This is a genomic window from Mumia sp. ZJ1417, from assembly GCF_014127285.1.
Classification (GTDB): domain Bacteria; phylum Actinomycetota; class Actinomycetes; order Propionibacteriales; family Nocardioidaceae; genus Mumia.
In genome coordinates this window covers 2,567,598-2,589,941 of sequence record NZ_CP059901.1, presented here as the reverse complement: position 1 = coordinate 2,589,941, position 22,344 = coordinate 2,567,598, and the positions used below count along the sequence as shown (strand labels likewise).

The following is a 22,344-nucleotide window of genomic DNA, read 5'->3' as shown; positions in this document are numbered from 1 at the left end:
ACTTGGACGAGGCGGCCCCCGAGGTCGAGACTCGCAGGGTGACCGCGACCGACCGGAGTCCCGCCTGGCATGACGCACTCGAGGCGTACGAACGCCACCTGCGAGCTGAGCGTGGCCTCAGCGAGCACACCGTCAGGGCGTACGCGGGTGACCTCGCCCAGCTGTCCGCTCATGCCGAGGCCATGGGCATCGCCGACCCCGCTGGGCTTCATCTTCGCGCGCTGCGCAGCTTCCTTGCCGCCCAGCAGGTGAGGGGCCGGTCACGCAGCACCCTGTCGAGGAGGGCGGCCGCCGTCCGCCGCTTCACCGCCTGGCTGGCCCGCACCGGTCGTGCCGACGACGACCCGGGGGCCCTGCTCGCCAACCCGCGCCGTCACCGCGAGCTCCCCGCGGTCCTGCGCCAGGACGAGGTCCGTGCCCTGCTCGACGCCGCGACCGCCCGTGCCGACGGGGACGTCGTCGGCGTACGAGACGTCGCGGTTCTGGAGCTTCTCTACGCCACGGGGATCCGCGTGGGTGAGCTGTGCGGGCTCGATGTGGACGACGTCGACCACGCGCGCGGGGTCGTCCGGGTGGTCGGCAAAGGTGACAAGGAGCGGAGTGTGCCGTTCGGGCGCCCCGCATCGCGTGCGCTCGACCGCTGGCTCGCGGCGCGCGGGGCACTCGTCGTCGACGGGAGCGGGCCGGCCCTGTTCCTCGGCCAACGGGGCGCGCGTGTCGACCCGCGCACGGTGCGTCGCATGGTCCACGCACGCATCGAGGACGTCGAGGGTGCGCCCGACCTCGGACCCCACGGCCTCCGGCACACCGCGGCGACGCACCTCCTGGAGGGCGGCGCCGATCTCCGTAGCGTGCAGGAGCTCCTCGGCCACGCCTCGCTCGCCACCACGCAGCTCTACACCCACGTCAGCTCCGAGCGGCTGCGTCAGGCCTACGCGCAGGCGCATCCCCGCGCCTGACCGTGGGCACGACCGGCGCCTGCCCGCGTCCGGGCGCTCGTCGGGAAGCAAGTAGGCTTCATGGACGGAGCACCTTCCTACAGGTGGACCGCGAGCATGCGACGAGTCCCTTCCGGTGACGGACGCATCCCTGTAGGACAGGCCACCAGCACGACGAGCCGTCCTGGCGAGCAGGACGGTCGAACGCAGGAACGGAGCCTCGGAGTTGGACTCGAAGGTTATCTACACGCACACGGACGAAGCGCCGCTGATGGCGACGTACTCGTTCCTCCCCATCGTCTCGGCATACGCGGCCAAGGCCGGCGTCAGCGTCGAGACCCGTGACATCTCGCTCGCGGGCCGGATCCTCGCGCAGTTCCCGGAGCGTCTGACCGAGGACCAGCGTGTCGGTGACGCGCTCGCCGAGCTCGGCGAGCTGGCGAAGCAGCCTGAGGCCAACATCATCAAGCTGCCCAACATCAGCGCGTCGGTCCCGCAGCTCAAGGCAGCGATCACCGAGCTCCAGGGCCAGGGCTACCCCCTGCCGGACTACCCCGACGACCCGTCCATGGACGAGGACCGAGACGTCCGTGCCCGGTACGACAAGGTCAAGGGCAGCGCCGTCAACCCGGTGCTCCGCGAGGGCAACTCCGATCGGCGTGCACCTGCGTCGGTGAAGCAGTACGCCCGCAAGCATCCGCACTCGATGGGTGCGTGGTCGTCGGACTCCAAGACCAACGTCGCGACGATGGGCGAGCGCGACTTCAAGTCCAACGAGAAGTCCGTCGTCATCCCGGCCGACGACACCCTGCGGATCGAGTTCGTGGGCACCGACGGCGCGACCACCGTCCTGCGCGACTCGGTGCCGGTCCTCGCCGGTGAGGTCGTCGACGCGACCTACCTCGACGTGGCGGCGCTCCAGTCCTTCCTCGCCGACACCATCGCCCGCGCCGAGCGCGAGGGTGTGCTCTTCAGCGTGCACCTCAAGGCCACGATGATGAAGGTCTCGGACCCGATCATCTTCGGCCACGTCGTCAAGACGTTCCTCAAGCCGGTGTTCGACACGTACGGAGACCAGCTCGCCGAGGCCGGTCTCAGCGCGAACGACGGCCTGGGCGCGATCCTCGCCGGTCTCGACCAGCTCCCGAACGCCGACGACATCCGCGCCGCCATTGACACGGCCATCGCCGCCGGCCCGGCGCTCGCGATGGTCGACTCCGACCGCGGCATCACCAACCTGCACGTGCCCAGCGACGTGATCGTCGACGCGTCGATGCCGGCGATGATCCGCACGTCGGGCCACATGTGGGGTCCCGACGGCGCCGAGGCCGACACGATCGCGACCATCCCGGACAGCTCGTACGCCTCGGTCTACCAGACGGTCATCGACGACTGCCGTGCCCACGGTGCGTTCGATCCGTCGACGATGGGCTCGGTGCCCAACGTCGGTCTCATGGCGCAGAAGGCGGAGGAGTACGGCAGCCACGACAAGACGTTCGAGCTCCCGGCTGACGGCACCGTGCGCGTCGTCGCCTCGAACGGCGACGTGCTGATCGAGCACGCGGTCAGCCAGGGCGACATCTGGCGCGCCTGCCAGACCAAGGACGTCCCGATCCGTGATTGGGTCAAGCTCGCCGTCACCCGCGCCCGTGCGACCGGCGACCCGGCCGTGTTCTGGCTCGACGCGTCGCGCGCGCACGACGCGAACCTGATCGCGAAGGTCAAGCAGTATCTCCCCGAGCACGACACCGAGGGCCTGCAGATCGAGATCATGAGCCCGGCCGAGGCGACGCAGTTCTCGCTCGACCGCATCCGCAAGGGCGAGGACACGATCTCGGTCACCGGCAACGTGCTGCGCGACTACCTGACCGACCTGTTCCCGATCCTCGAGCTCGGCACGAGCGCCAAGATGCTCTCGGTGGTCCCGCTGATCAACGGTGGCGGGCTCTTCGAGACCGGCGCTGGCGGCTCGGCACCGAAGCACGTCCAGCAGCTCGTCAAGGAGAACTACCTCCGCTGGGACAGCCTCGGTGAGTTCCTCGCGCTAGCGGTCAGCTTCGAGCACCTCGCCCAGGTCACGGGCAACGCCCGGGCGCAGGTGCTGGCGGACACGCTCGACCGCGCGACCGCGACGTTCCTCGACGAGAACAAGTCGCCGAGCCGTCGCGTCGGAGGCCTCGACAACCGTGGCAGCCACTTCTACCTCGCGCTGTACTGGGCGCAGGAGCTGGCCCGTCAGACCGACGACGCCGACCTTGCGGCCGCCTTCGGCCCGCTGGCCGAGACGCTCGCGACCAACGAGCAGACGATCAACGACGAGCTGATCGCCGTCCAGGGCTCGCCGGTCGACATCGGTGGCTACTACCGTCCTGACGACAACCTGTCCGAGCAGGTCATGCGGCCGTCCAAGACGCTCAACGACGCGATCGCGTCGCTGGGCTGAGGTCCTCCCGTACGACGAAGCCCGCCGGATCGATCCGGCGGGCTCCGTCGCGTCCGGGGGAGGGACGGAGGCCGGCGATCACAGGAAGAGCATCGGATCGACCGGCGCCCCTGCGACGACGACCATGAAGTGCAGGTGGCACCCGGTCGACATCCCGGTGCTCCCGACAGCACCGAGCGACGCCCCCGCCCGTACGGTCGCGCCGCTGCGCACCGACGCCTTCTCGAGGTGGTTGTAGCTCGTCGCCAGACCACCGCCGTGGTCGACCACGACCCGCTGCCCGTACGCGGGGTCGTACGTGACGGCCACGACCCGGCCGTCGGCCGACGCGCGCACGGGAGTGCCGCAGGGGGCTGCGAAGTCGGTCCCGTCGTGGAGCTTGAGAAGCCCAGTGACGGGATGGACGCGCATCCCGTACGGCGAGCTGACCGGGGCCTCCACGGGCGCGGCGAGCGAGGCGCCCGGTGCGGCGGTGGCGACCGGTGGCGGGACTGGAGGCGGTCCGCTCGGTGGCACCAGGCGGATGCGTGCGGTCCCCGCCAGCAGCTCCTCGGGGTCGGCGTACGGCGCGCCGTGCCGACGCCCGAGGTGCAGGCACACGGCCGGGAAGCAGTGGCCCCCGGCGATGAGGAGGGAGCCCAGCACCTGGCCCCGTACAACGGGTGACCCTTGTCTCACCGAGGCGGCGACAGGCAGGTAGGTCGACCGGACGCCGTCGTGGTCGACGCTCACGGCCTCGACTCCGGCAACGGCGCCAGCGAAGGCAACCACCCCGTCGTCGACCGAGCGCACCGGTGCTCCGGCCTTTCCGGCAAGGTCGATGCCCCGATGACCTGCGGCGTAGGCGTGAGGGGGAGCCTCGTACGCCCTCACGACCTCTGGTCGCGGGTCGAGCGGCCACGACCAGGTGGGGTCGGTGTCGTGGGGGAGGGCGGACGGCATGACGAGGATCACCAGCGCGACGAGAAGCCGGGCGCGCCTCATGAGCGCGGGGACAAGGCGAGAACTCATCCCGAAATGCAATCCCATCGATCGTGACTAGCGTGGGTCAAAGACACCGAACTGGGGATGAACACGACAGCCGACGATCTGGGGAAAACCTGGGGCGCGGCTGCGGGGGAGTGGGAGATCCCATGCGAGTCTTGAGTGCCGCCATGCTGTTCTCCGCTGCCATGGTCGTGGGGCCGGGCGCCGTCACGGGCGCCGCGGGAGCCACACCGACGGCGGCAACGGCAGTCACCGAGGCCAGCGCGGCGCTGCCGTCGAAGGCGTCGACACCGCCCGGACCGCGGGTCTACGAGCGGCGGGTCGTCAGGCACACCAACCGGGAGAGACGGGCGTACGACCGTCGTGCTCTGTCGCGGTCACGATGTCTCGACCGGTACGCCCAGCGCGCGGCCAACCGGATCGCGGCCAGTGGGCGACTGGTCCACCAGAACCTGAAGCCGGTCCTTCGCAGGTGCGGCGGGTGGAAGGTCGGCGAGAACATCGCGTACGGCTACCGGTGGCCGCGCCACGTGGTGGACGCGTGGATGGACTCGCCGGGACACCGCGCCAACATCCTCGAGCCGCGCTACCGCCGGATTGGGGTCGGTGTGCGGCGTGACAGCCGCGGTGTCGTGTGGGTGAGTCAGGTCTTCGCCTACCGGCGCTGACGGCGCACAGCGACGGGCTGGTGGGCGGGTTTCGTCCGGTGGGGGCGGTGGCCTAGACTGGACCGCGCACCTCGACCGTCTTGCGACGCGACGGGTGACTTCGCGCGCCTTCTGCCCAGCCCTGCTGGGATGCGTGGTCCTGGTCCTCTCCGTACGGCGAGGTGGTCCGCGCAAAGGCGCCAGGGTGTCGGCGCCGCCGGCACGTCAACCAGGATCGGGTGCACCCGTGCGCCCAATAAAGAAAGAGGAACGTCATGGCCGTCGTGTCCATGCGCCAGCTGCTCGAGAGCGGTGTCCACTTCGGACACCAGACCCGCCGCTGGAACCCCAAGATGAAGCGCTTCATCCTCACGGAGCGCAATGGCATCTACATCATCGACCTGCAGCAGTCGCTGGCCTACATCGACCGCGCGTACGACTTCGTCAAGACCACGGTCGCGCGTGGCGGGACGATCCTGTTCGTCGGCACCAAGCGCCAGGCGCAGGAGGCCATCACCGAGCAGGCCACGCGCGTCGGCATGCCGTACGTGAACCACCGCTGGCTGGGCGGCATGCTCACCAACTTCCAGACGGTCCACGAGCGGATCAAGCGCCTCAAGGAGCTCGACGAGGTCGACTTCGACGACGTCGCCGGCTCCGACCGCACCAAGAAGGAGCTCCTCCAGCTCAAGCGCGAGCACGACAAGCTCGACCGCACCCTGGGCGGCATCCGCGACATGGGCCGTACGCCGTCGGCGCTGTGGATCATCGACACCAAGAAGGAGCACCTGGCGGTCGACGAGGCCAAGAAGCTGGGCATCCCGGTCGTCGCGATCCTCGACACCAACTGCGACCCCGACGACGTCGACTACCCGATCCCGGGCAACGACGACGCGATCCGCTCGGTCACCTTGCTCACGCGCGTCGTCGCCGACGCCGTCGGCGAGGGCCTGATCGCGCGCGGCGCCGGTCGTGAGGACGCTGCTGAGGCCACCGAGGCTGTCGCCGCCGGCGAGCCGCTTGCCGAGTGGGAGCGCGAGCTCGCCGAGGGCACCGACCCCGTGACCACCGAGGCCGCCGAGGCCGAGGTCCAGGAGTCGGCCAGCGCCGACGACACCCCGGCCGAGGTCGCAGAGGAGACCGCGGTGGCCGAGGAGAACCTCGCAGAGGGCAAGCCCGCCGACGCCTGATCGTCCCGCAGCTCGGGACGACACCTCGGCCGGCTTGTCCGGCCCGCAACAACGGCCGGTCTGCCGGCCACGGACACTCAGACGAGAAGAGACACAGATGGCAATCACCGCAGCAGAGGTGAAGAAGCTCCGCGACGCGACCGGCGCGGGAATGATGGACGCCAAGAAGGCGCTCACCGAGGCCGACGGCGACTACGACAAGGCAGTCGAGTTCCTGCGCGTCCACGGCCAGGCCAAGGCCGAGAAGCGCGGCGCTGAGCGCGAGGCGACGGCCGGTCTGGTCGCCGCGTCGGGCAACGCGATCGTCGAGCTCAACGCCGAGACCGACTTCGTCGCCAAGAACGAGCAGTTCGTCGCGCTCGCCGAGGAGCTCGCGGTGCTCGCGGACGCGACCAAGCCGGCTGACGCCGCGGCGTTCGCCGCCACCGACGCCGGCGACGGCGTCACGGTCGCCAAGAAGATCTCGGCCCTGGCCGCGATCATCGGTGAGAAGCTCGAGCTCGGCCGCGTGGCCGTCCTCGGGGGCACCGGCAAGATCGCGACTTACCTGCACCGCCGTGCGAGCGATCTGCCGCCCGCCGTCGGCGTCCTCATCGAGTTCGAGGGCGACGGCGAGGAGGAGGTCGCGCGCAGCGTGGCCATGCAGGTCGCGGCGATGCGTCCGCGCTACCTGTCCCGCGACGAGGTCCCCGCGGACGTCATCGCCAAGGAGCGCGAGATCGCCGAGGCGGCCGCCCGCGAGGAGGGCAAGCCCGAGCAGGCGATCTCCAAGATCGTCGACGGCAAGGTCAACGCGTTCTACAAGGACTTCGTCCTGCTCGACCAGCCCTCGGTCACCGAGCAGAAGAAGTCCGTCAAGCAGGTCCTCGACGAGGCCGGCCTCACGGTGACGCGCTTCGCGCACATCGAGATCGGCGCCTGACGCCTGATCGGCGAGATGTTCTGACGACGTACGAGACGGAGGCCGGTGTGGTGGACCAACTAGAGACAGTCGACCCGCTGGCCTCCGTGTCTGCGGAGGACCGACCTCGTCGAGTGCTCCTGAAGCTCTCCGGCGAGTCGTTCGGTGGAGGGAGCGTCGGGGTCGACCCCGACGTCGTCAACACGATCGCGCGCCAGGTCGCCGAGGGCGTCGCCGCCGGCATCGAGATCGCGATCGTGATGGGTGGCGGCAACTTCTTCCGCGGGGCCGAGCTCCAGCAGCGGGGGATGGACCGCGCGCGAGCCGACTACATGGGGATGCTCGGCATTGTCATGAACTGCCTCGCGCTCCAGGACTTCCTCGAGAAGCAGGGCATCGACACCCGCGTCCAGACCGCGATCACGATGGGACAGGTCGCCGAGCCCTACATCCCGCGGCGGGCCATCCGTCACCTCGAGAAGGGCCGCGTCGTCATCTTCGGTGCGGGTGCGGGCATGCCGTACTTCTCGACCGACACCGTCTCGGCGCAGCGCGCGCTCGAGGTGAGGGCCGACGAGGTCCTGATGGGCAAGAACGGAGTCGACGGCGTCTACACCGCCGACCCGCACCAGGACTCGAGCGCTACCAAGATCGACTCCATCTCGTACGCCGAGGCTCTGCAGCGTGGTCTGCGGGTCGCCGACGCGACGGCGTTCGCGCTGCTGATGGAGAACAAGCTGCCGATGCGTGTCTTCGGGATCGAGGGAGAGGGCAACATCTCCGCGGTCCTGAGAGGTGAGAAGATCGGCACGCTGGTCTACGCAGACTGACCGACCAGAGACCTCAGACGAAGGAGCAGGCCAGTGATTGACGAGATCCTGCGCGACGCCGACACCAAGATGGACAAGGCTGTCGAGCACGCGCGCGAGGAGTTCGCCGCGATCCGCACCGGACGCGCGCATCCCGCGATGTTCGCGAAGATCACGGCCGACTACTACGGCACGCCGACGCCCATCCAGCAGCTCGCCGGGTTCCAGATCCCCGAGCCGCGCGTCGTCATCATCAGCCCGTACGACCTGGGCGCGAAGTCGGCGATCGAGAAGTCGATCCGCGACTCCGACCTCGGCGTCAACCCGACCGATGACGGCAAGGTCCTGCGGCTGGTGCTGCCGCAGCTGACCGAGGAGCGCCGCAAGGAGTACATCAAGCTCGCCAAGTCCAAGGCGGAGGAGGGCCGTGTGGCCGTCCGCAACATCCGCCGCGCCGCGAAGCAGGCGATGGACAAGTCCGAGAAGGACGGCGAGATCAGCAAGGACGACGTGACCGGCGGTGAGAAGCGTCTCGACGGGCTCACCAAGAAGCACGTCGACCACATCGACGAGCTCGTCAAGAACAAGGAGCAGGAGCTGCTCGAAGTCTGATGAGCGCACCTGACGTCCCCGCAGCGCCTCGGCAGCGTGGCGGGCGCAACCTGCCTGCGGCGATCGGCGTCGGCGTCGGCCTTGCCGCCGCCGTGGTCCTGTCGCTCTTCTTCGTCAAAGCCCTGTTCGTGGTCGTCGTCCTGGTTGCGGCCGCGGTGGCGATCTGGGAGCTGACGGGCGCGCTCGGCAAGGCGGGCATCGCGATCCCGCTGCCACCGCTGATGGCTGGCGGGCTCGCGACGCTCGCAGCCTCGTACGTCGGCGGCACCGAGGCGATCGCGATCGGTACGGCCCTGACCGTCCTCGGCATCTTCGTCTACCGGATGCCGGGCGGCGCCGACGGCTTCGTCAGGGACGTGTCCGCCGCGGTCTTCGTCTTCGGGTACGTCCCGGTGCTGGGGTCCTTCGTCGTGCTCATGTCCGCGGAGGACGACGGGGCCTGGCGCATCGTCACGTTCATCGTGGTGACGATCGCCTCGGACATCTTCGGCTATGCCGCGGGCTACAAGCTCGGCAAGCATCCGATGGCTCCGACGATCAGCCCCAAGAAGTCCTGGGAGGGCTTCGGAGGCTCGGTCGTCGGGTGTGTCCTCGCCGGCGTGCTCTGCGTGACGTTCGCGCTCGACGGTCGCTGGTGGGTCGGTGTGATCCTCGGGGTGGTCGCGGTGGCGATGGCGACGCTCGGCGACCTGTCGGAGTCGATGATCAAGCGCGACGTCGGCATCAAGGACATGAGCGACCTGCTCCCCGGCCACGGTGGCCTCATGGACCGCCTCGACTCGCTGCTTGCGGTCGCGCCCGTCTGCTGGCTGGTGCTGCACTTCCTCGTCCCTGTCAGCTGACCTCCTGCCCGTCCCCGATTCGGGCAGTTCTCCACGCAACTCGTGCCGGGATTCGGTGGGGAACCGCCCGAATCGCGGACGAGGCGGACGACTGTGCGCGGGGTTGGTGCGTGATGGGACACTGGGGTCGACATGTCTGACGTGAATCCGAACCCGCTCCCACTCGTCTTCGAGCAGCCCAAGGGGCGGGGCAAGCCGCCGCGGCACCTCGCCGACCTCGACCTCGATGCCCGCAAGGAGGCGGTCGAGGCCCTCGGGCTCCCCGGATACCGCGCCAAGCAGCTGTCGACCCACTACTTCACCCGGCTGGTCTCCGATCCGTCGGAGATGACCGATCTCCCCGCCGGGATCCGTGACCAGCTCGTCGAGGGCATGCTCCCGACGCTGATCAACCCCGTACGCACGCTCGAGGCCGACCGGGGCACGACGCGCAAGACGCTCTGGCGCCTGTTCGACGGCGCGCTCGTTGAGTCGGTGCTCATGCGCTATCCCGACCGCGCGACGATCTGCGTGTCGAGCCAGGCCGGCTGCGGCATGGCGTGCCCGTTCTGCGCCACGGGCCAGGGCGGCCTGCAGCGCAACATGTCCACCGGCGAGATCATCGAGCAGGTCGTCGACGGTGCTCGGGCGATGGCGCGCGGCGAGGTCCCCGGCGGTCCCGGGCGGCTCTCCAACGTCGTGTTCATGGGCATGGGTGAGCCGATGGCCAACTACAAGGCCGTCATCGGCGCCGTCCGCCGGATGGTCGACGACGGCCCGTCCGGCCTGGGGATGTCGGCGCGCAACATCACTGTCAGCACCGTCGGTCTCGTCCCGCGGATCAAGCAGCTCACGACGGAGGGCATCCCGGTGACGCTCGCGCTCTCGCTGCACGCGCCCGACGACGAGCTGCGCGACGACCTCGTGCCGATCAACACCCGCTTCAAGGTCGCCGAGGCGGTCGAGGCGGCGTGGGAGTACGCCCGGACGACCAAGCGTCGGGTGTCCATCGAGTACGCCCTGATCAAGGACATCAACGATCAGGCATGGCGCGCGGACATGCTCGGCGACCTCCTGCGGTCCTACGGCGACTGGGGCTGGGTCCACGTGAACCTCATCCCGCTCAACCCGACGCCCGGCTCGATCTGGACCGCGTCGCGACCGGAGGACGAGCGCGAGTTCGTCCGCCGGCTCGAGGCGAAGGGCATCCCGACGACCGTACGAGACACGCGTGGGCAGGAGATCGACGGCGCCTGCGGCCAGCTCGCGGCCGCCGATGCCTGACCGTACGGGCTCACCAAGGGCGGCGCTGCTCGCGACCGACCTCGACGGCACGCTGCTGCGCTCGGACGGCACGCTCTCCGCACGCACCCGCGAGGCCATCGCCGCGGCGGAGGAGGCCGGCGTCCCGACGGTGTTCGTGACCGCCCGTCCGCCCCGGTGGCTCGACGACCTGGCCAGCGCCGTCGGCGACGCGACCGGGGGAGTGGCGCTCAGCGCGAACGGTGCGTTCGTCTATCACGTCGCGAGTCGTACGGTCACCGAGATGGGCACGATGTCCCCCGACGTGCTGCACGAGCTCGGTGACCTGCTGCGGTCCGCGATCCCCGGCATCGCCTTCGCGGTCGAGCGCGCTGACGGCATGCGTCGTGAGGATCGGTTCGCGTACGTCCGCGAGGCGCCTGCGGACGACAGCCTCGACGACTGGGCCCAGATCGCCTCGCGTCCGGCCGGCAAGCTCCTCGCCAAGCTCGAGGGCAGCGATCCCGACGACTTCCACCGCCGCGTGGATGAGGTCCTCGCGGGACGCGCCGAGCTGGGGTTCTCCGGGGCCATCGGCCTGGCCGAGATCACCGCGCGCGGTGTCACCAAGGCGTCCGGGCTCGCGTCGTGGAGCGCTGAGCACGGCTACGCCCGCGAGACCGTGTGGGCGGTCGGCGACATGCCCAACGACCTCCCGATGCTGCGGTGGGCAGGGCGCGCGTTCGCGGTCGCCAACGCGCACCGCGACGTGCTCGCCAGCGTCCATGAGGTGGTGGCGACGAACGACGAGGACGGGGTGGCTGCCATCCTGGACCGCATCAGCCGCGACCGGGGACGCGCCGCCGTGCGCGCGAGCGTCCCCGACGACCACGAGGAGCGACCGTGATCGAGGTGACCCGTACGGGTGACGTCACGCAGATCGAGCTGCGCCGCCCGGAGCGCCGCAACGCCCTTGATCTCGACACCTGCGTCGAGGTCCGCGAGGCGGTGCTGGCTGCCGACGGCGATGGCACGCGCGCGGTCGTCGTGACCGGGCAGGGCAGCAGTTTCTGCGCGGGCGCAGACCTGACCGGCGTGTACGGAGACGCGTTCCTCGAGGCGCTGTACGGGATGCTCACGGCGCTGACCGAGGTCGAGATCCCGGTTGTGGCCGCGGTGAACGGTCCCGCGATCGGCGCCGGCACGCAGCTGGCGCTCGCCTGTGACCTCCGGGTCGCTGCGCCCACCGCGAAGTTCGGAGTCCCGACCGCCCGCAACGGCATGGCGGTCGACACCTGGACCATCCGGACGCTCGCCGCGGTCGCCGGAGCGGGCACGGCCAAGGCACTGATGCTCGGTGCAGACCTCCTCGACGCCGACACCGCGTACGCTCGTGGGCTCGCGGACCGGCTCGGAGACCTCGAGTCGGCGACCGCGTGGGCGCAGGAGATCGCGACCTTCGCGCCGCTGACGCTGGCGTACAACAAGCTCGTCCTCAACGCCGCTCCCGGCAACGCCGATGCCGACGCGCGCATCCGCAAGGGCTGGGAGGCGTGTTGGGGGAGCGAGGACGTTCGCGAGGCCGCGCTGGCGCGGACGGAGAAGCGTCCGCCCGTCTTCCGAGGGCGATGATGACGGCTGTCCTGCTGTACGACGGCGACTGCGCGTTCTGCTCGAGCTGCGCACGCTGGCTGCAGCGCTGGGCGCCGGCGCGGGCCGAGGTGCTGGCGTGGCAGCTCACTGACCTCGAGGCGCTGCACGTCAACGTCGCGGACGTCGATACGGCGGTCCAGTGGATCGACGACAGCGCGCGGGCGGCAGGCCCCGAGGCGATCGCCGCGTACCTCCGTACCGCGGGAGCGCCCTGGCGAGTCGCCGGTCGGGTCCTCGCGTGCGCGCCCGTACGGGGCGTGGCGTGGCCGGTCTACCGGTGGATCGCTGCGCACCGCGACAAGCTTCCGGGCGGCACGCCACAGTGCGCCCTGCCTTCGACCGCACGTGAGCCGGGGCACGGTCCTGGCGGAAAGACAGCCTCATGAGTGGACCACGCTGGTTCTCCCCGCCCAAGGACCCCGCCGATCCGTCGACGGGTCGGCTGAACGTCGTCTACGACGCGCTCGACCGTCTGGTCGTCGCCGGGTTTGCCGACGCGCCGGCGCTGCGCTCGGCGAACGGGACGACCTCGTACGTGGTGCTGCTAGAGCAGGTCGCCTCGATGGGCGGGCTGATGCGTGCCCTGGGCGTCCGTGAGCGGGACGCGGTCGCGCTGACCTGCGAGCCGTCGCGCGAGTCGGTCGTCGCCCTGCTGGCCGCCGGCCGGGTCGGTGCGACGGCGTGGCTCGGTGAGCGGCCCGCGCCTCTCATCGAGCGGAGCGACCCGGCTCTCGTGGTGGCCGACGGCGCGAAGATGTCCGAGGTCGCGGACGCGGTCGCCGCGCTCGACGCTGCGCGCCCCCGCGCGGTGGTGGTGGTGCGACCGGGGGAGTGGCCGCTGGTCGAGACCCGCGACGTCGCGTGGGAGCCGGCACTGAAGGCAGGGGCGACCGATCCTGCGCCGGTCGTGCCGGTCGCCGGTGGGACCGCGCTGGCCGTGACGACGGACGGTGTGTCGCTGGTGCACGAGCACCCGAGCCTCGCCGTCACGTACGAGGAGCCCGCGCAGGTGGGTCCGGTGTGGGACGAGACCACCGTGATCGCCGTCCTGGCCGGGCTCATGTCTGGTCGCGGGCTCGCTCTGCCGACGCACTGAGGACGGCTTCGTCCGGTCGTCGATCGCGGACGGCGGTGACCAGCACGACGACCCAGACCAGGACGAACGGGATGACCGTGACGTTCTTGATCGCGAGCTCCCACGAGAAGTAGGTCGACTGGTGCTCCTCGGAGACGAGCTGGGAGCCGATCGCGTCGAGACCGATCTTGGACACCAGTGAGAGCGCCATCAGGTAGACCGTGCTCGCGACCACCGTGCCGGTGACGTGCGACCCGACGGCGGGTGCTGGCCGATCGCGGAGGACGCGGCGGACCACCCAGACCACGAAGGCGATGCGGACGAGCATCGTGAAGGTCTCGCCGACCCAGCTCTCCGCGAGAGGGAAGTCGATGTCGCCGACGGCAACGAAGCGCTGCGCCGATGCGAGGGCGCCGAACGCCAGGACGACGGGGTAGTGGTGGACGAAGAAGCCCCACGCGGCAGCGAGCAGGGACCGCGCAATCCCGAATGCTTTAGTCATATAAAAGGTTTAGCATGTCGAAGTAAATGGGGCAAGGAAGGTCTGGTGGTGAGCGGCATGATGGAGCACATGAGTACCCACGCGCGGCACCGCGACACCGAGGACGTCGAGGCGTATGGCGCGAGGCTCGGCATGGAGTTCAGCGACGCCGTCGTGCTGTTCCACGAGGCGATCGGCTCGCTCATGGGTCTGTCCGCCGCCGACCACAAGGCGCTCGGGATCATCCGCCGCGAGGGCCCGATGGCGGCCGGTGAGCTCGCGCAGCGCACCGCGCTGACGGCAGGGGCGGTTACGGGTCTGGTCGACCGGCTCGAAGAGGCCGGACTCGTCCGGCGCACGCGTGACCCGGTCGACCGGCGGCGCCAGGTCATCGAGGCCCGCGCGTCTGCACCGCCCGAGGTGCGCCGCGCCTTCGAGGGGTTGCAGCGCGCGATGGCGGGCGTCACTGCGCAGTTCGCCGACGAGGAGCTCGGTGTGATCGACCGGTGGGTCCGCGAGACGACGCGTGTGATGCGACAGCAGGCGGCCGCGATCGCGCAGGGGTAGGTCACGATACGGGCTCTTCCTCGCCCTTCTCGACCACCGGAATCGGTGTGGGCTACTGCACGCCCCAGGCGTACGTCTGCTTGCGGAGTCGGAGATAGACGAAGGTCTCGGTGTTCGTGACCGCCGGGATCGCGCGGATCTTGCTCGTGATGACGTCGAGCAGGTCGTCGTCGCTCTCGCAGACGATCTCGGCGAGCACGTCGAACCGTCCGGTCGTGATGACGAGGTAGTCGAGCTCGGGGATGGCGGCGAGGGAGTCGGTCACCGCGAAGACGTCCCCGTCCACGCAGATCCCGACCATCGCCTGTCGCGCGAATCCGAGCTCCAAGGGGTCGGTGACCGCGACGATCTGGATGATCCCGGCATCGGTGAGCTTCTGGACCCGCTGCCGCACGGCCGCCTCCGAGAGGCCCACCGCCTTGCCGATCGCCGCGTACGAGCGCCGTCCGTCGACCTGCAGCTCGGCGATGATGCGTTTGGACACGTCGTCGAGGATCGCCCCGTTGCCCGCCTTGCGCTCCGTCATGGGCTCATCCTGCCCGAGTGGTCGGCTCATGGCGCCGCGACCCGCACATCCGATACGGATTTCGGTCATTCTGTCCCAGTGGATCAGGTGAATTCGTTGCGGGAGGGTAAACAAATTGCGGAATCACTTGTCTGAGGGTGCCGATACATGTGACGATTCCGGCCAGGCCGAACGGCAGGCGGCGTCTTCGACAGGCGCCCGACAGGGAGTGAGGTCGCGCGAGTGGTGAGACAGATGAGCCGCCGGACGGTGCTCCGGGGCGCGGGGGCTGCGGCGTTCCTGGCCGGGAGTGCAGCCGTGCTCCCACTCTTCGGCACGCCCGACCGCCGCCAGGTCCCCGCGGACTGCGCGGCTCCCGACCGCAGCAGCGACGGGCGCCTGATCGTGTCGAACTGGCCGGAGTACATCGACCAGCCCGAGGACGGCTACGTCACAACGATCGAGCAGTTCCAGCAGGAGACGGGCATCACCGTCAGCTACACCGCCGACGTCAACGACAACAACGAGTTCTTCGCCAAGATCGTCAACCAGCTCGGTGCGTGCGAGCCGGTGAACCGTGACATGTTCATGCTCACCGACTGGGCGGCCGCGCGGACGATCCAGATGGGCTGGATCCAGCCGCTCGCCCCCGAGCGCGTCCCGAACCTCCATGCGAACCTCATCTCGTCCCTGCGCAACCTCTCCTGGGACCCCGATCGTGGCTACTCGGCTCCGTGGCAGGCCGGCCTGACGGGGATCGCGTACAACAAGTCCAAGGTCGGCGAGGTCCGCTCGTACGCCGAGCTCCTGACCCGCCCTGACCTCAAGGGCCGCGTCACGATGCTCACCGAGATGCCCGACACGATGGGCTTCATGCTGCTGAAGAACGGCGCCGACCCCGCCGACTTCACCGACGACGAGTGGGGCGTCGCGCTTGAGGACCTGAGGCGTGCGGCCGATGGTGGTCAGATCCGGGCGTTCACCGGCAACGAGTACGTCCAGGACCTCGCCGCCGGCAACATCGTCGCGTGCGAAGCGTGGTCCGGCGACGTGCTGGCGGCCGGCGACCCCAACATCGAGTTCGTGGTCCCCGAGGAAGGGCTCATGATCTGGGCCGACAACATGCTCATCCCCAACCAGGCAGCGCACCAAGAGAACGCCGAGAAGTGGGTCGACTTCTACTACCGGCCCGACGTCGCGGCCAAGCTCGCCGCGTACGTCAACTACATCTGCCCCGTCCAGGGCGCGCAGGCCGAGATGGAGAAGATCGATCCCGAGCTCGCCGCCAATCCGCTGATCTTCCCCGACGACGAGACCCTCGCCATGACCCACTCGTTCATGGCCCTGGAGGAGTTCCAGATGCGTGAGTACGAAGGAGACTTTGCCGATGTCACTGGTGGCTGACGACGACACGACCACGCGTGAGGGCTCGACCTCCGGTCGCGACCTTCGCCTCACGGCGGTCACCAAGTCGTACGGTGCGTTCACGGCGGTCAAGTCGCTCGACCTGGTCGTCCCCGAGGGCTCGTTCTTCGCACTGCTCGGCCCGTCCGGCTGCGGCAAGACCACGACGTTGCGGATGGTCGCAGGTCTCGACGTGCCAACCTCGGGCACGATCGCGCTGGGCGACCGTGAGATCACGTACGACAAGCCCTACAAGCGGCCCGTCAACACGGTCTTCCAGAGCTATGCGCTCTTCCCGCACCTCGACGTGGCCGAGAACGTCGCGTTCGGCCTCAAGCGCCGGGGCGTGAAGGACACCAAGGCGAAGGTCGCCGAGATGCTCGACCTCGTCGAGCTCGGCGGCCAGGGCAACAAGAAGCCGTTCCAGTTGTCCGGCGGGCAGCAGCAGCGCGTCGCGCTCGCCCGTGCTCTGATCAACAGCCCCGAGGTGCTGCTGCTCGACGAGCCGCTCGGTGCGCTCGACCTCAAGCTGCGGCGCGGCATGCAGATCGAGCTCAAGCGCATCCAGACCGAGGTCGGGCTGACCTTCGTCCACGTCACGCACGACCAGGAGGAGGCCATGACCATGGCCGACACGGTCGCGGTGATGAACGGCGGCGCGATCGAGCAGATGGGGGCTCCGGAGGCCCTGTACGACAACCCGGAGACCACGTTCGTCGCGAACTTCCTCGGCCAGTCCAACCTGCTCGCGGGGGAGATCCTCGGTCCGGACGACGACGTCGTGAAGGTGTCGGTCCAAGGCACCACGGTCTCGATCCCGAGCCCTCGCTGCCACGCTGACGGCACTCGCGGCTGGGTCGGCATCCGGCCGGAGAAGGTCATGATCGCCGGAATCGGTGGCGAGATCGACGCCCCGGGCAACCGCTTCGAGGGCGGTGTGGTCTCCGACGTGAGCTTCGTCGGAGTCAGCACCCAGTACCTCGTACGGATGCCGTGGGGGCAGGAGCTCATGGTGTTCGAGCAGAACACCGGGCGGCGACCGATCTTCTCGGTCGGCACCCCGGTCGACCTGTCGTGGCGACCCGAGTACGCGTTCCTCCTCGACGCGAGCCAGGACGCGAGCGCCGGCGTCGAGGACGGGGACGACTGATGGCCCAGACCCGGGGCAGGGGGCGCCTCACCGGCTACTGGCTGATGCTGCCGGGTGCGCTGTGGCTGGGGCTGTTCTTCCTGGTGCCGTTCTACTCGCTGATCGCGATGAGCCTCTACGACCCGCAGGGCTCGAGTCTGACCGGGTACGACATGACGTGGCACTTCGCGAACTACGTCGACGTGATCCAGGCGTACTGGCAGCCTCTGCTGCGGTCGTTCTGGTACGCGGCGCTCGCGACGATCGCGTGCCTGATCCTCGGCTACGTGCTGGCGTACGCGATCGCGTTCAAGGCCGGGCGCTGGAAGAACCTCATGCTCGTGCTGGTGATCGCGCCGTTCTTCACCAGCTTCCTGATCCGCACGCTGTCGTGGAAGCTGATCCTCGCCGACGACGGCTGGATCGTGAACTCGCTGCAGTTCCTCGGCATCCTCGGTGACGAAGGGCGCCTGCTCGCGACGCCGTTCGCGGTGGTCGCGGGTCTGACGTACAACTTCCTGCCGTTCATGGTGCTGCCGCTGTTCGCGAGCCTCGACAAGGTCGACCACCGGCTGATCGAGGCGGCCGGGGATCTGTACGCGTCGCCGCGGCGGGCGTTCTTCAAGGTGACGCTCCCGCTCTCGATGCCCGGCGTGATCGCGGGGACGCTGCTGACGTTCATCCCGGCGGCCGGCGACTACATCAACTCCGAGCTCCTCGGCAGCCCCAACCAGCGCATGATCGGCAACGTCATCCAGAACCTGTTCACCAACCAAGGCGACTACGCCGCGGCGGGGGCGCTGTCGATGACGCTGATGATCATCATCACGATCGGCGTCGTGTTCTCCATCCGGCGCGTAGGGACGGAGGACCTCGTATGAGCCCGCTCCACAAGCTCGGTCGGTGGATCGGCGACCACCTGGTCCTCGCCCTCGGTGTCCTGGTGCTGATCTACATGTTCGTGCCGATCGCGATCGTCGCGCTGATGAGCTTCAACGACCCGTCGTCGCGCAACGTCTACAAGTTCGACGGGTTCACGCTGCACAACTGGCTCAACCCGTGTGAGCCGGCGGGCATGTGCTCGTCCGTCGCCCGCAGCATCGAGATCGGCCTGCTGGCGACGCTGGTCGCGACGATCCTGGGGACGCTCGCGGCGTTCGCGCTGGTGCGTCACCAGTTCGCCGGACGCGGCCCGCTCAACACGCTGATCATCCTGCCGATGGCGGCCCCCGAGATCGTCCTCGGCTCGTCGATGCTGGCATTGTTCGTGTCGGCGGGGTTCGGAGGCCAGCTCGGATTCTGGACGATCTTCATCGCGCACGTCACGTTCTGCCTGTCGTTCGTCATCATCACGGTGCGCGCGCGGCTCTCGGGACTCGACGACAACCTCGAGCAGGCGGCGATGGACCTGTACGCCACGGAGAGCCAGACGTTCTGGCGGGTCACGTTCCCGCTGGTGTTCCCCGGCATCCTCGGCGCTGCGCTGCTGAGCTTCTCGCTGTCGTTCGACGACTTCATCATCACGAACCTCAACGCAGGCCAGACCGTGACCTTCCCGATGTACGTGTGGGGCGTCGCGCAACGGGGCATCCCGATGCAGGTCAACGTCATCGGCACGGCGATGTTCGTGATCGCGGTCGCGATCGTCCTTGCCAACGAGTTGAGCCGCCGCCGCCAGGCGAAGGCCGCGGCCTAGCGTCGTACGACGCGCGCGGTTGGTTGGGGCACCCGTGTGGGGGTGCACTGACCCGAGCGTGCACGGTCGGGTCGGTGTCGCTTCGCTCGGGTACCCCAGCGGGTGCCGTGGTGGAACGGCCGCGCGGGCCCGCCGGAGGACGTACGACGAAGGCCGCCGCCCCGGGGGTACGGGGACGGCGGCCTTCGCGGCGTACGGGTCAGAGCAGGTTCTGGCCCTCGGTGATGACCGAGCGCAAGATCCGCTCCATCTCGTCGAAGTGCTCCTGGTCGCAGATCAGCGGGGGAGCGAGCTGCACGACCGGGTCGCCACGGTCGTCGGCACGGCAGTAGAGGCCCGCGTCGTACAACGCCTTGGACAGGAACCCGCGCAGCAGCCGCTCGGACTCGTCCTCGTTGAACGTCTCCTTGGTGGCCTTGTCCTTGACCAGCTCGATCCCGTAGAAGTAGCCGTCGCCGCGGACGTCACCGACGATGTCGAGGTCGAGCAGCTTCTCGAGCGTGGAGCGGAACCCGTCCTCGTTGGCGCGGACGTTCTCGTTGATGCCCTCGCGCTCGAAGATGTCGAGGTTTGCCATGGCGACGGCCGTCGAGACCGGGTGCCCGCCGAAGGTATAGCCGTGCAGGAACGACTCGTGGCCCTTCAGGAACGGCTCCATCAGGCGGTCCGACGCGATCATCGCGCCGAGCGGCGAGTAGCCCGACGTCAGGCCCTTGGCGCACGTGATGATGTCGGGCTGGTAGCCGTAGCGCACCGCGCCGAACATCTCGCCGAGACGCCCGAACGCGCAGATGACCTCGTCGGAGACCAGCAGGACGTCGTACTCGTCGCAGATCTCACGGACTCGCTGGAAGTATCCCGGCGGGGGAGGGAAGCAGCCGCCCGCGTTCTGGACGGGCTCCAGGAACACCGCAGCGACGGTGTCGGGGCCCTCGAACTCGATCGCCTCGGCGATCCGGTCAGCGGCCCAGCGGCCGAACGCCTCGGGATCGTCACCGTGCTCGGTCGCGCGGTAGATGTTCGTGTTGGGGACGCGGAACGTGCTCGGCACGAGCGGCTCGAACGGCGCCTTCATGTCCGGGATGCCGGTGATCGACAGCGCGCCCTGCGGGGTGCCGTGGTAGGCGATGTTGCGGCTGATCACCTTGTGCTTGGTGGGCTTGCCAGTGAGCTTGAAGTACTGCTTGGCGAGCTTCCACGCAGACTCGACCGCCTCGCCGCCGCCGGTCGTGAAGAAGACACGGTTGAGGTCGCCGGGTGCGTACGAGGCGACGCGCTCGGCGAGCTGCACGGCCGGCGGGTGCGCGTACGACCACAGCGGCATGAACGCCAGCTCGCGGGCCTGCTTGGCAGCAGCCTCGGCGAGCTCCTCACGGCCGTGCCCCACCTGGACGACGAACAGGCCCGCGAGCCCGTCCAGGTAGCGCTTGCCTGCGGTGTCGAAGAGATATGCGCCCTCCCCCTTGGCGATCACGGGCACGTCCGAGCTCTCGTACGTGCTGTGCCGCGTGAAGTGCATCCAGAGGTGGTCCTTGGCGGCGCGCTGAAGACGTGCGTCGTCCCACTGTTCGCTCATGGAACGAGTATCGCCCACGAAGCGGCCGCAGGCAAAGGTTTTCGGTTGCGAGAGGCTGCTACAGATACGAAATCCGTAGGCACGGGCCTGCTTGACCATTCAATCCATTGTCAGCGGCCGTTGCCTGTGCCAGATTGAGGTTATGACCGAGACCCTCACGAACTTCGTCAACGGCGACAAGGTGGCGGCGCTCGACGGCGCCACGTACGACGTCATCGACCCTTCGACCGGACAGGCGTACGCCTCCGCGCCGATGTCGCGCGAGGCCGACGTCGACGCGGCGATGAGGGCGGCTCAGGGCGCCTTCGACAACGGCTGGCGCGACACGACCCCACGCGAGCGTCAGGCGGCGCTGATCAAGCTCAACCAGGCGATCCACGACCGCCTCGACGAGATCGTCGACGTGGAGGTGAAGAACACCGGCAAGCCGCGCGGACTGACCGTCAGCGAGGAGATGCCGATGGTCGACGACGCGTTGACCTTCTTCGCAGGGGCGGCGCGCGTGCTCGAGGGGCGCGCGGCCGGCGAGTACATGGCCGGCCACACGTCGATGATCCGACGCGAGCCGATCGGGGTCGTCGCCCAGGTCACGCCGTGGAACTATCCGCTGCTCATGGGCATCTGGAAGATCGCGCCCGCGCTGGCGGCCGGCAACACGATCGTGCTCAAGCCGAGCGACACGACCCCCGCCTCGACGGCCCTGCTCGCCGAGATCGCGGCCGACATCCTCCCGCCGGGCGTGCTCAACGTCGTGTGCGGTGACCGCGACACCGGCCGGGCGCTCGTCGCGCACCCGACGCCGGCGATGGTCGCGATCACCGGCTCGGTGCGGGCGGGCATGGAGGTGGCGCGATCGGCGTCCGAGGACGTCAAGCGCGTCCATCTCGAGCTCGGCGGCAAGGCGCCGGTCGTGGTGTTCGACGACGCCGACATCGAGGCGGCTGCGGCGGCGATCGCCGAGGCCGGCTACTTCAACGCCGGCCAGGACTGCACAGCGGCGACCCGCGTGCTTGCCTCGCCTCGGGTGTACGGCGACTTCGTCGACGCGATCGCCGAGCAGGCCAAGGGGCTCAAGACCGGACTCCCCGACGACGAGGACGCGCTGTACGGTGCGCTGAACAGCGCCCCGCAGCTCGAGCGCGTCTCCGGGTTCGTCGATCGTCTCCCCGGACACGCGAAGGTCGCGGCAGGCGGATCGCGATCCGGCGGCGACCTGGCGCAGGGCTACTACTTCGAGCCGACGGTGCTGGCGGACCTCCGGCAGGACGACGACGCGATCCAGAACGAGATCTTTGGTCCGGTCATCACGGTGCAGCAGTTCTCCGACGAGGACGAGGCGGTGCGCTGGGCCAACGGCGTCCAGTACGGCCTCGCGTCGTCGGTCTGGACGAAGGACCACGGTCGCGCCATGCGGATGGCCAAGCGGCTCGACTTCGGCTGCGTGTGGATCAACACCCACATCCCGCTCGTCGCGGAGATGCCGCACGGCGGGTTCAAGCACTCCGGCTACGGCAAGGACCTCTCGATGTACGGGCTCGAGGACTACACGCGCGTGAAGCACGTGATGAGCAACATCGAAGCCTGAGCCTCCGTACGCCCGCCCTTACTTTCCGTTGGGCCCCACGGAAAGTGAGCGCCCCACCGGAAACTTCCGGTGGGGCACTGCGT

23 protein-coding genes are annotated in these 22,344 nt (G+C 69.2%); 19 read left to right on the top strand and 4 right to left on the bottom strand.

From position 1 onward, the window contains the following. Positions 1-38: 38 nt before the first annotated feature. Positions 39-959: a tyrosine recombinase XerC gene (locus H4N58_RS12620; protein ID WP_243842968.1), complete on the top strand. Its 921-nt coding sequence runs from the start codon at positions 39-41 to the stop codon at positions 957-959. A gap of 205 nt (positions 960-1,164) precedes the next feature. Further along, positions 1,165-3,381, top strand: a complete 2,217-nt coding sequence (locus H4N58_RS12615) for an NADP-dependent isocitrate dehydrogenase (protein ID WP_208322890.1) — start codon at positions 1,165-1,167, stop codon at positions 3,379-3,381. A 78-nt stretch (positions 3,382-3,459) separates the two neighbouring features. On the opposite strand, the gene H4N58_RS12610 is transcribed toward H4N58_RS12615, so the two are convergent. Then, positions 3,460-4,392 (bottom strand): M23 family metallopeptidase, encoded by a 933-nt coding sequence (locus tag H4N58_RS12610; RefSeq protein WP_167250419.1) that lies wholly within the window; start codon positions 4,390-4,392, stop codon positions 3,460-3,462. Between the two features lie 143 nt (positions 4,393-4,535). On the opposite strand from H4N58_RS12610, the gene H4N58_RS12605 reads away from it, so the two are divergent. From H4N58_RS12605 to H4N58_RS12555, 11 genes are all read left to right on the top strand, one after another. Further along, positions 4,536-5,036 carry a CAP domain-containing protein gene (locus H4N58_RS12605; RefSeq protein WP_243842967.1) on the top strand — a complete coding sequence of 167 codons (501 nt, stop codon included), beginning with the start codon at positions 4,536-4,538 and terminating at the stop codon, positions 5,034-5,036. A 254-nt stretch (positions 5,037-5,290) separates the two neighbouring features. Beyond that, entirely contained in the window at positions 5,291-6,205 is a 915-nt protein-coding gene (gene rpsB / locus H4N58_RS12600) for a 30S ribosomal protein S2 (protein WP_167003564.1), read from the top strand. 97 nt (positions 6,206-6,302) lie between these two features. Further along, entirely contained in the window at positions 6,303-7,127 is an 825-nt protein-coding gene (tsf, locus tag H4N58_RS12595) for a translation elongation factor Ts (RefSeq protein ID WP_167003562.1), read from the top strand. Positions 7,128-7,240: 113 nt separating this feature from the next. Next, entirely contained in the window at positions 7,241-7,936 is a 696-nt protein-coding gene (gene pyrH / locus H4N58_RS12590; RefSeq protein ID WP_370465448.1) for a UMP kinase, read from the top strand. Between the two features lie 36 nt (positions 7,937-7,972). Continuing rightward, entirely contained in the window at positions 7,973-8,527 is a 555-nt protein-coding gene (frr, locus tag H4N58_RS12585; protein ID WP_182397194.1) for a ribosome recycling factor, read from the top strand. Next, the gene (locus tag H4N58_RS12580; RefSeq protein WP_167250423.1) at positions 8,527-9,369 is read left to right on the top strand and encodes a phosphatidate cytidylyltransferase; all 843 of its coding nucleotides are present in this window, start codon (positions 8,527-8,529) and stop codon (positions 9,367-9,369) included. The genes frr and H4N58_RS12580 overlap by 1 nt, the downstream gene beginning before the upstream one ends. Before the next feature lie 132 nt (positions 9,370-9,501). Next, on the top strand, positions 9,502-10,632 hold the full coding sequence (gene rlmN / locus H4N58_RS12575) for a 23S rRNA (adenine(2503)-C(2))-methyltransferase RlmN (protein ID WP_167003554.1): 1,131 nt from the start codon (positions 9,502-9,504) through the stop codon (positions 10,630-10,632). After that, complete coding sequence (locus H4N58_RS12570; protein WP_167250425.1) at positions 10,625-11,497, top strand: HAD-IIB family hydrolase; 873 nt, start codon at positions 10,625-10,627, stop codon at positions 11,495-11,497. Before rlmN ends, H4N58_RS12570 begins: the two co-directional genes overlap by 8 nt. Beyond that, on the top strand, positions 11,494-12,222 hold the full coding sequence (locus tag H4N58_RS12565; protein ID WP_167003550.1) for an enoyl-CoA hydratase: 729 nt from the start codon (positions 11,494-11,496) through the stop codon (positions 12,220-12,222). Before H4N58_RS12570 ends, H4N58_RS12565 begins: the two co-directional genes overlap by 4 nt. Continuing rightward, positions 12,222-12,629: a thiol-disulfide oxidoreductase DCC family protein gene (locus tag H4N58_RS12560; protein ID WP_208322891.1), complete on the top strand. Its 408-nt coding sequence runs from the start codon at positions 12,222-12,224 to the stop codon at positions 12,627-12,629. The genes H4N58_RS12565 and H4N58_RS12560 overlap by 1 nt, the downstream gene beginning before the upstream one ends. Continuing rightward, positions 12,626-13,339, top strand: a complete 714-nt coding sequence (locus tag H4N58_RS12555; RefSeq protein WP_167250429.1) for an AMP-binding protein — start codon at positions 12,626-12,628, stop codon at positions 13,337-13,339. Before H4N58_RS12560 ends, H4N58_RS12555 begins: the two co-directional genes overlap by 4 nt. On the opposite strand, the gene H4N58_RS12550 is transcribed toward H4N58_RS12555, so the two are convergent. Continuing rightward, positions 13,302-13,820 carry a hypothetical protein gene (locus H4N58_RS12550; RefSeq protein ID WP_167250431.1) on the bottom strand — a complete coding sequence of 173 codons (519 nt, stop codon included), beginning with the start codon at positions 13,818-13,820 and terminating at the stop codon, positions 13,302-13,304. The two genes, H4N58_RS12555 and H4N58_RS12550, sit on opposite strands and share 38 nt — an antisense overlap. 69 nt (positions 13,821-13,889) lie before the next feature. Between H4N58_RS12550 and H4N58_RS12545 the strand changes: the two genes are divergently transcribed. Beyond that, complete coding sequence (locus H4N58_RS12545) at positions 13,890-14,366, top strand: MarR family transcriptional regulator (protein WP_167250433.1); 477 nt, start codon at positions 13,890-13,892, stop codon at positions 14,364-14,366. A gap of 52 nt (positions 14,367-14,418) precedes the next feature. On the opposite strand, the gene H4N58_RS12540 is transcribed toward H4N58_RS12545, so the two are convergent. Beyond that, entirely contained in the window at positions 14,419-14,892 is a 474-nt protein-coding gene (locus H4N58_RS12540) for an Lrp/AsnC family transcriptional regulator (protein ID WP_167003540.1), read from the bottom strand. A gap of 234 nt (positions 14,893-15,126) precedes the next feature. On the opposite strand from H4N58_RS12540, the gene H4N58_RS12535 reads away from it, so the two are divergent. From H4N58_RS12535 to H4N58_RS12520, 4 genes are read left to right on the top strand one after another with little or no spacing between them, the layout of a single operon-like run. Then, on the top strand, positions 15,127-16,275 hold the full coding sequence (locus tag H4N58_RS12535; RefSeq protein ID WP_167250435.1) for a spermidine/putrescine ABC transporter substrate-binding protein: 1,149 nt from the start codon (positions 15,127-15,129) through the stop codon (positions 16,273-16,275). Further along, positions 16,259-17,425, top strand: coding sequence for an ABC transporter ATP-binding protein (locus H4N58_RS12530; RefSeq protein ID WP_167003536.1), 1,167 nt, complete (start codon positions 16,259-16,261; stop codon positions 17,423-17,425). Before H4N58_RS12535 ends, H4N58_RS12530 begins: the two co-directional genes overlap by 17 nt. Next, positions 17,425-18,285, top strand: a complete 861-nt coding sequence (locus H4N58_RS12525; RefSeq protein WP_167250437.1) for an ABC transporter permease — start codon at positions 17,425-17,427, stop codon at positions 18,283-18,285. The genes H4N58_RS12530 and H4N58_RS12525 overlap by 1 nt, the downstream gene beginning before the upstream one ends. Beyond that, positions 18,282-19,100 (top strand): ABC transporter permease, encoded by an 819-nt coding sequence (locus tag H4N58_RS12520; RefSeq protein ID WP_167250439.1) that lies wholly within the window; start codon positions 18,282-18,284, stop codon positions 19,098-19,100. Before H4N58_RS12525 ends, H4N58_RS12520 begins: the two co-directional genes overlap by 4 nt. Before the next feature lie 199 nt (positions 19,101-19,299). Here H4N58_RS12520 and H4N58_RS12515 read toward each other — a convergent pair whose 3' ends face one another. Continuing rightward, positions 19,300-20,676: an aspartate aminotransferase family protein gene (locus H4N58_RS12515; RefSeq protein WP_167250441.1), complete on the bottom strand. Its 1,377-nt coding sequence runs from the start codon at positions 20,674-20,676 to the stop codon at positions 19,300-19,302. 142 nt (positions 20,677-20,818) lie between these two features. Here H4N58_RS12515 and H4N58_RS12510 point away from each other — a divergent pair, with 142 nt between their 5' ends. Continuing rightward, on the top strand, positions 20,819-22,261 hold the full coding sequence (locus H4N58_RS12510) for a gamma-aminobutyraldehyde dehydrogenase (protein WP_167250443.1): 1,443 nt from the start codon (positions 20,819-20,821) through the stop codon (positions 22,259-22,261). The last annotated feature ends 83 nt before the right edge of the window (positions 22,262-22,344 follow it).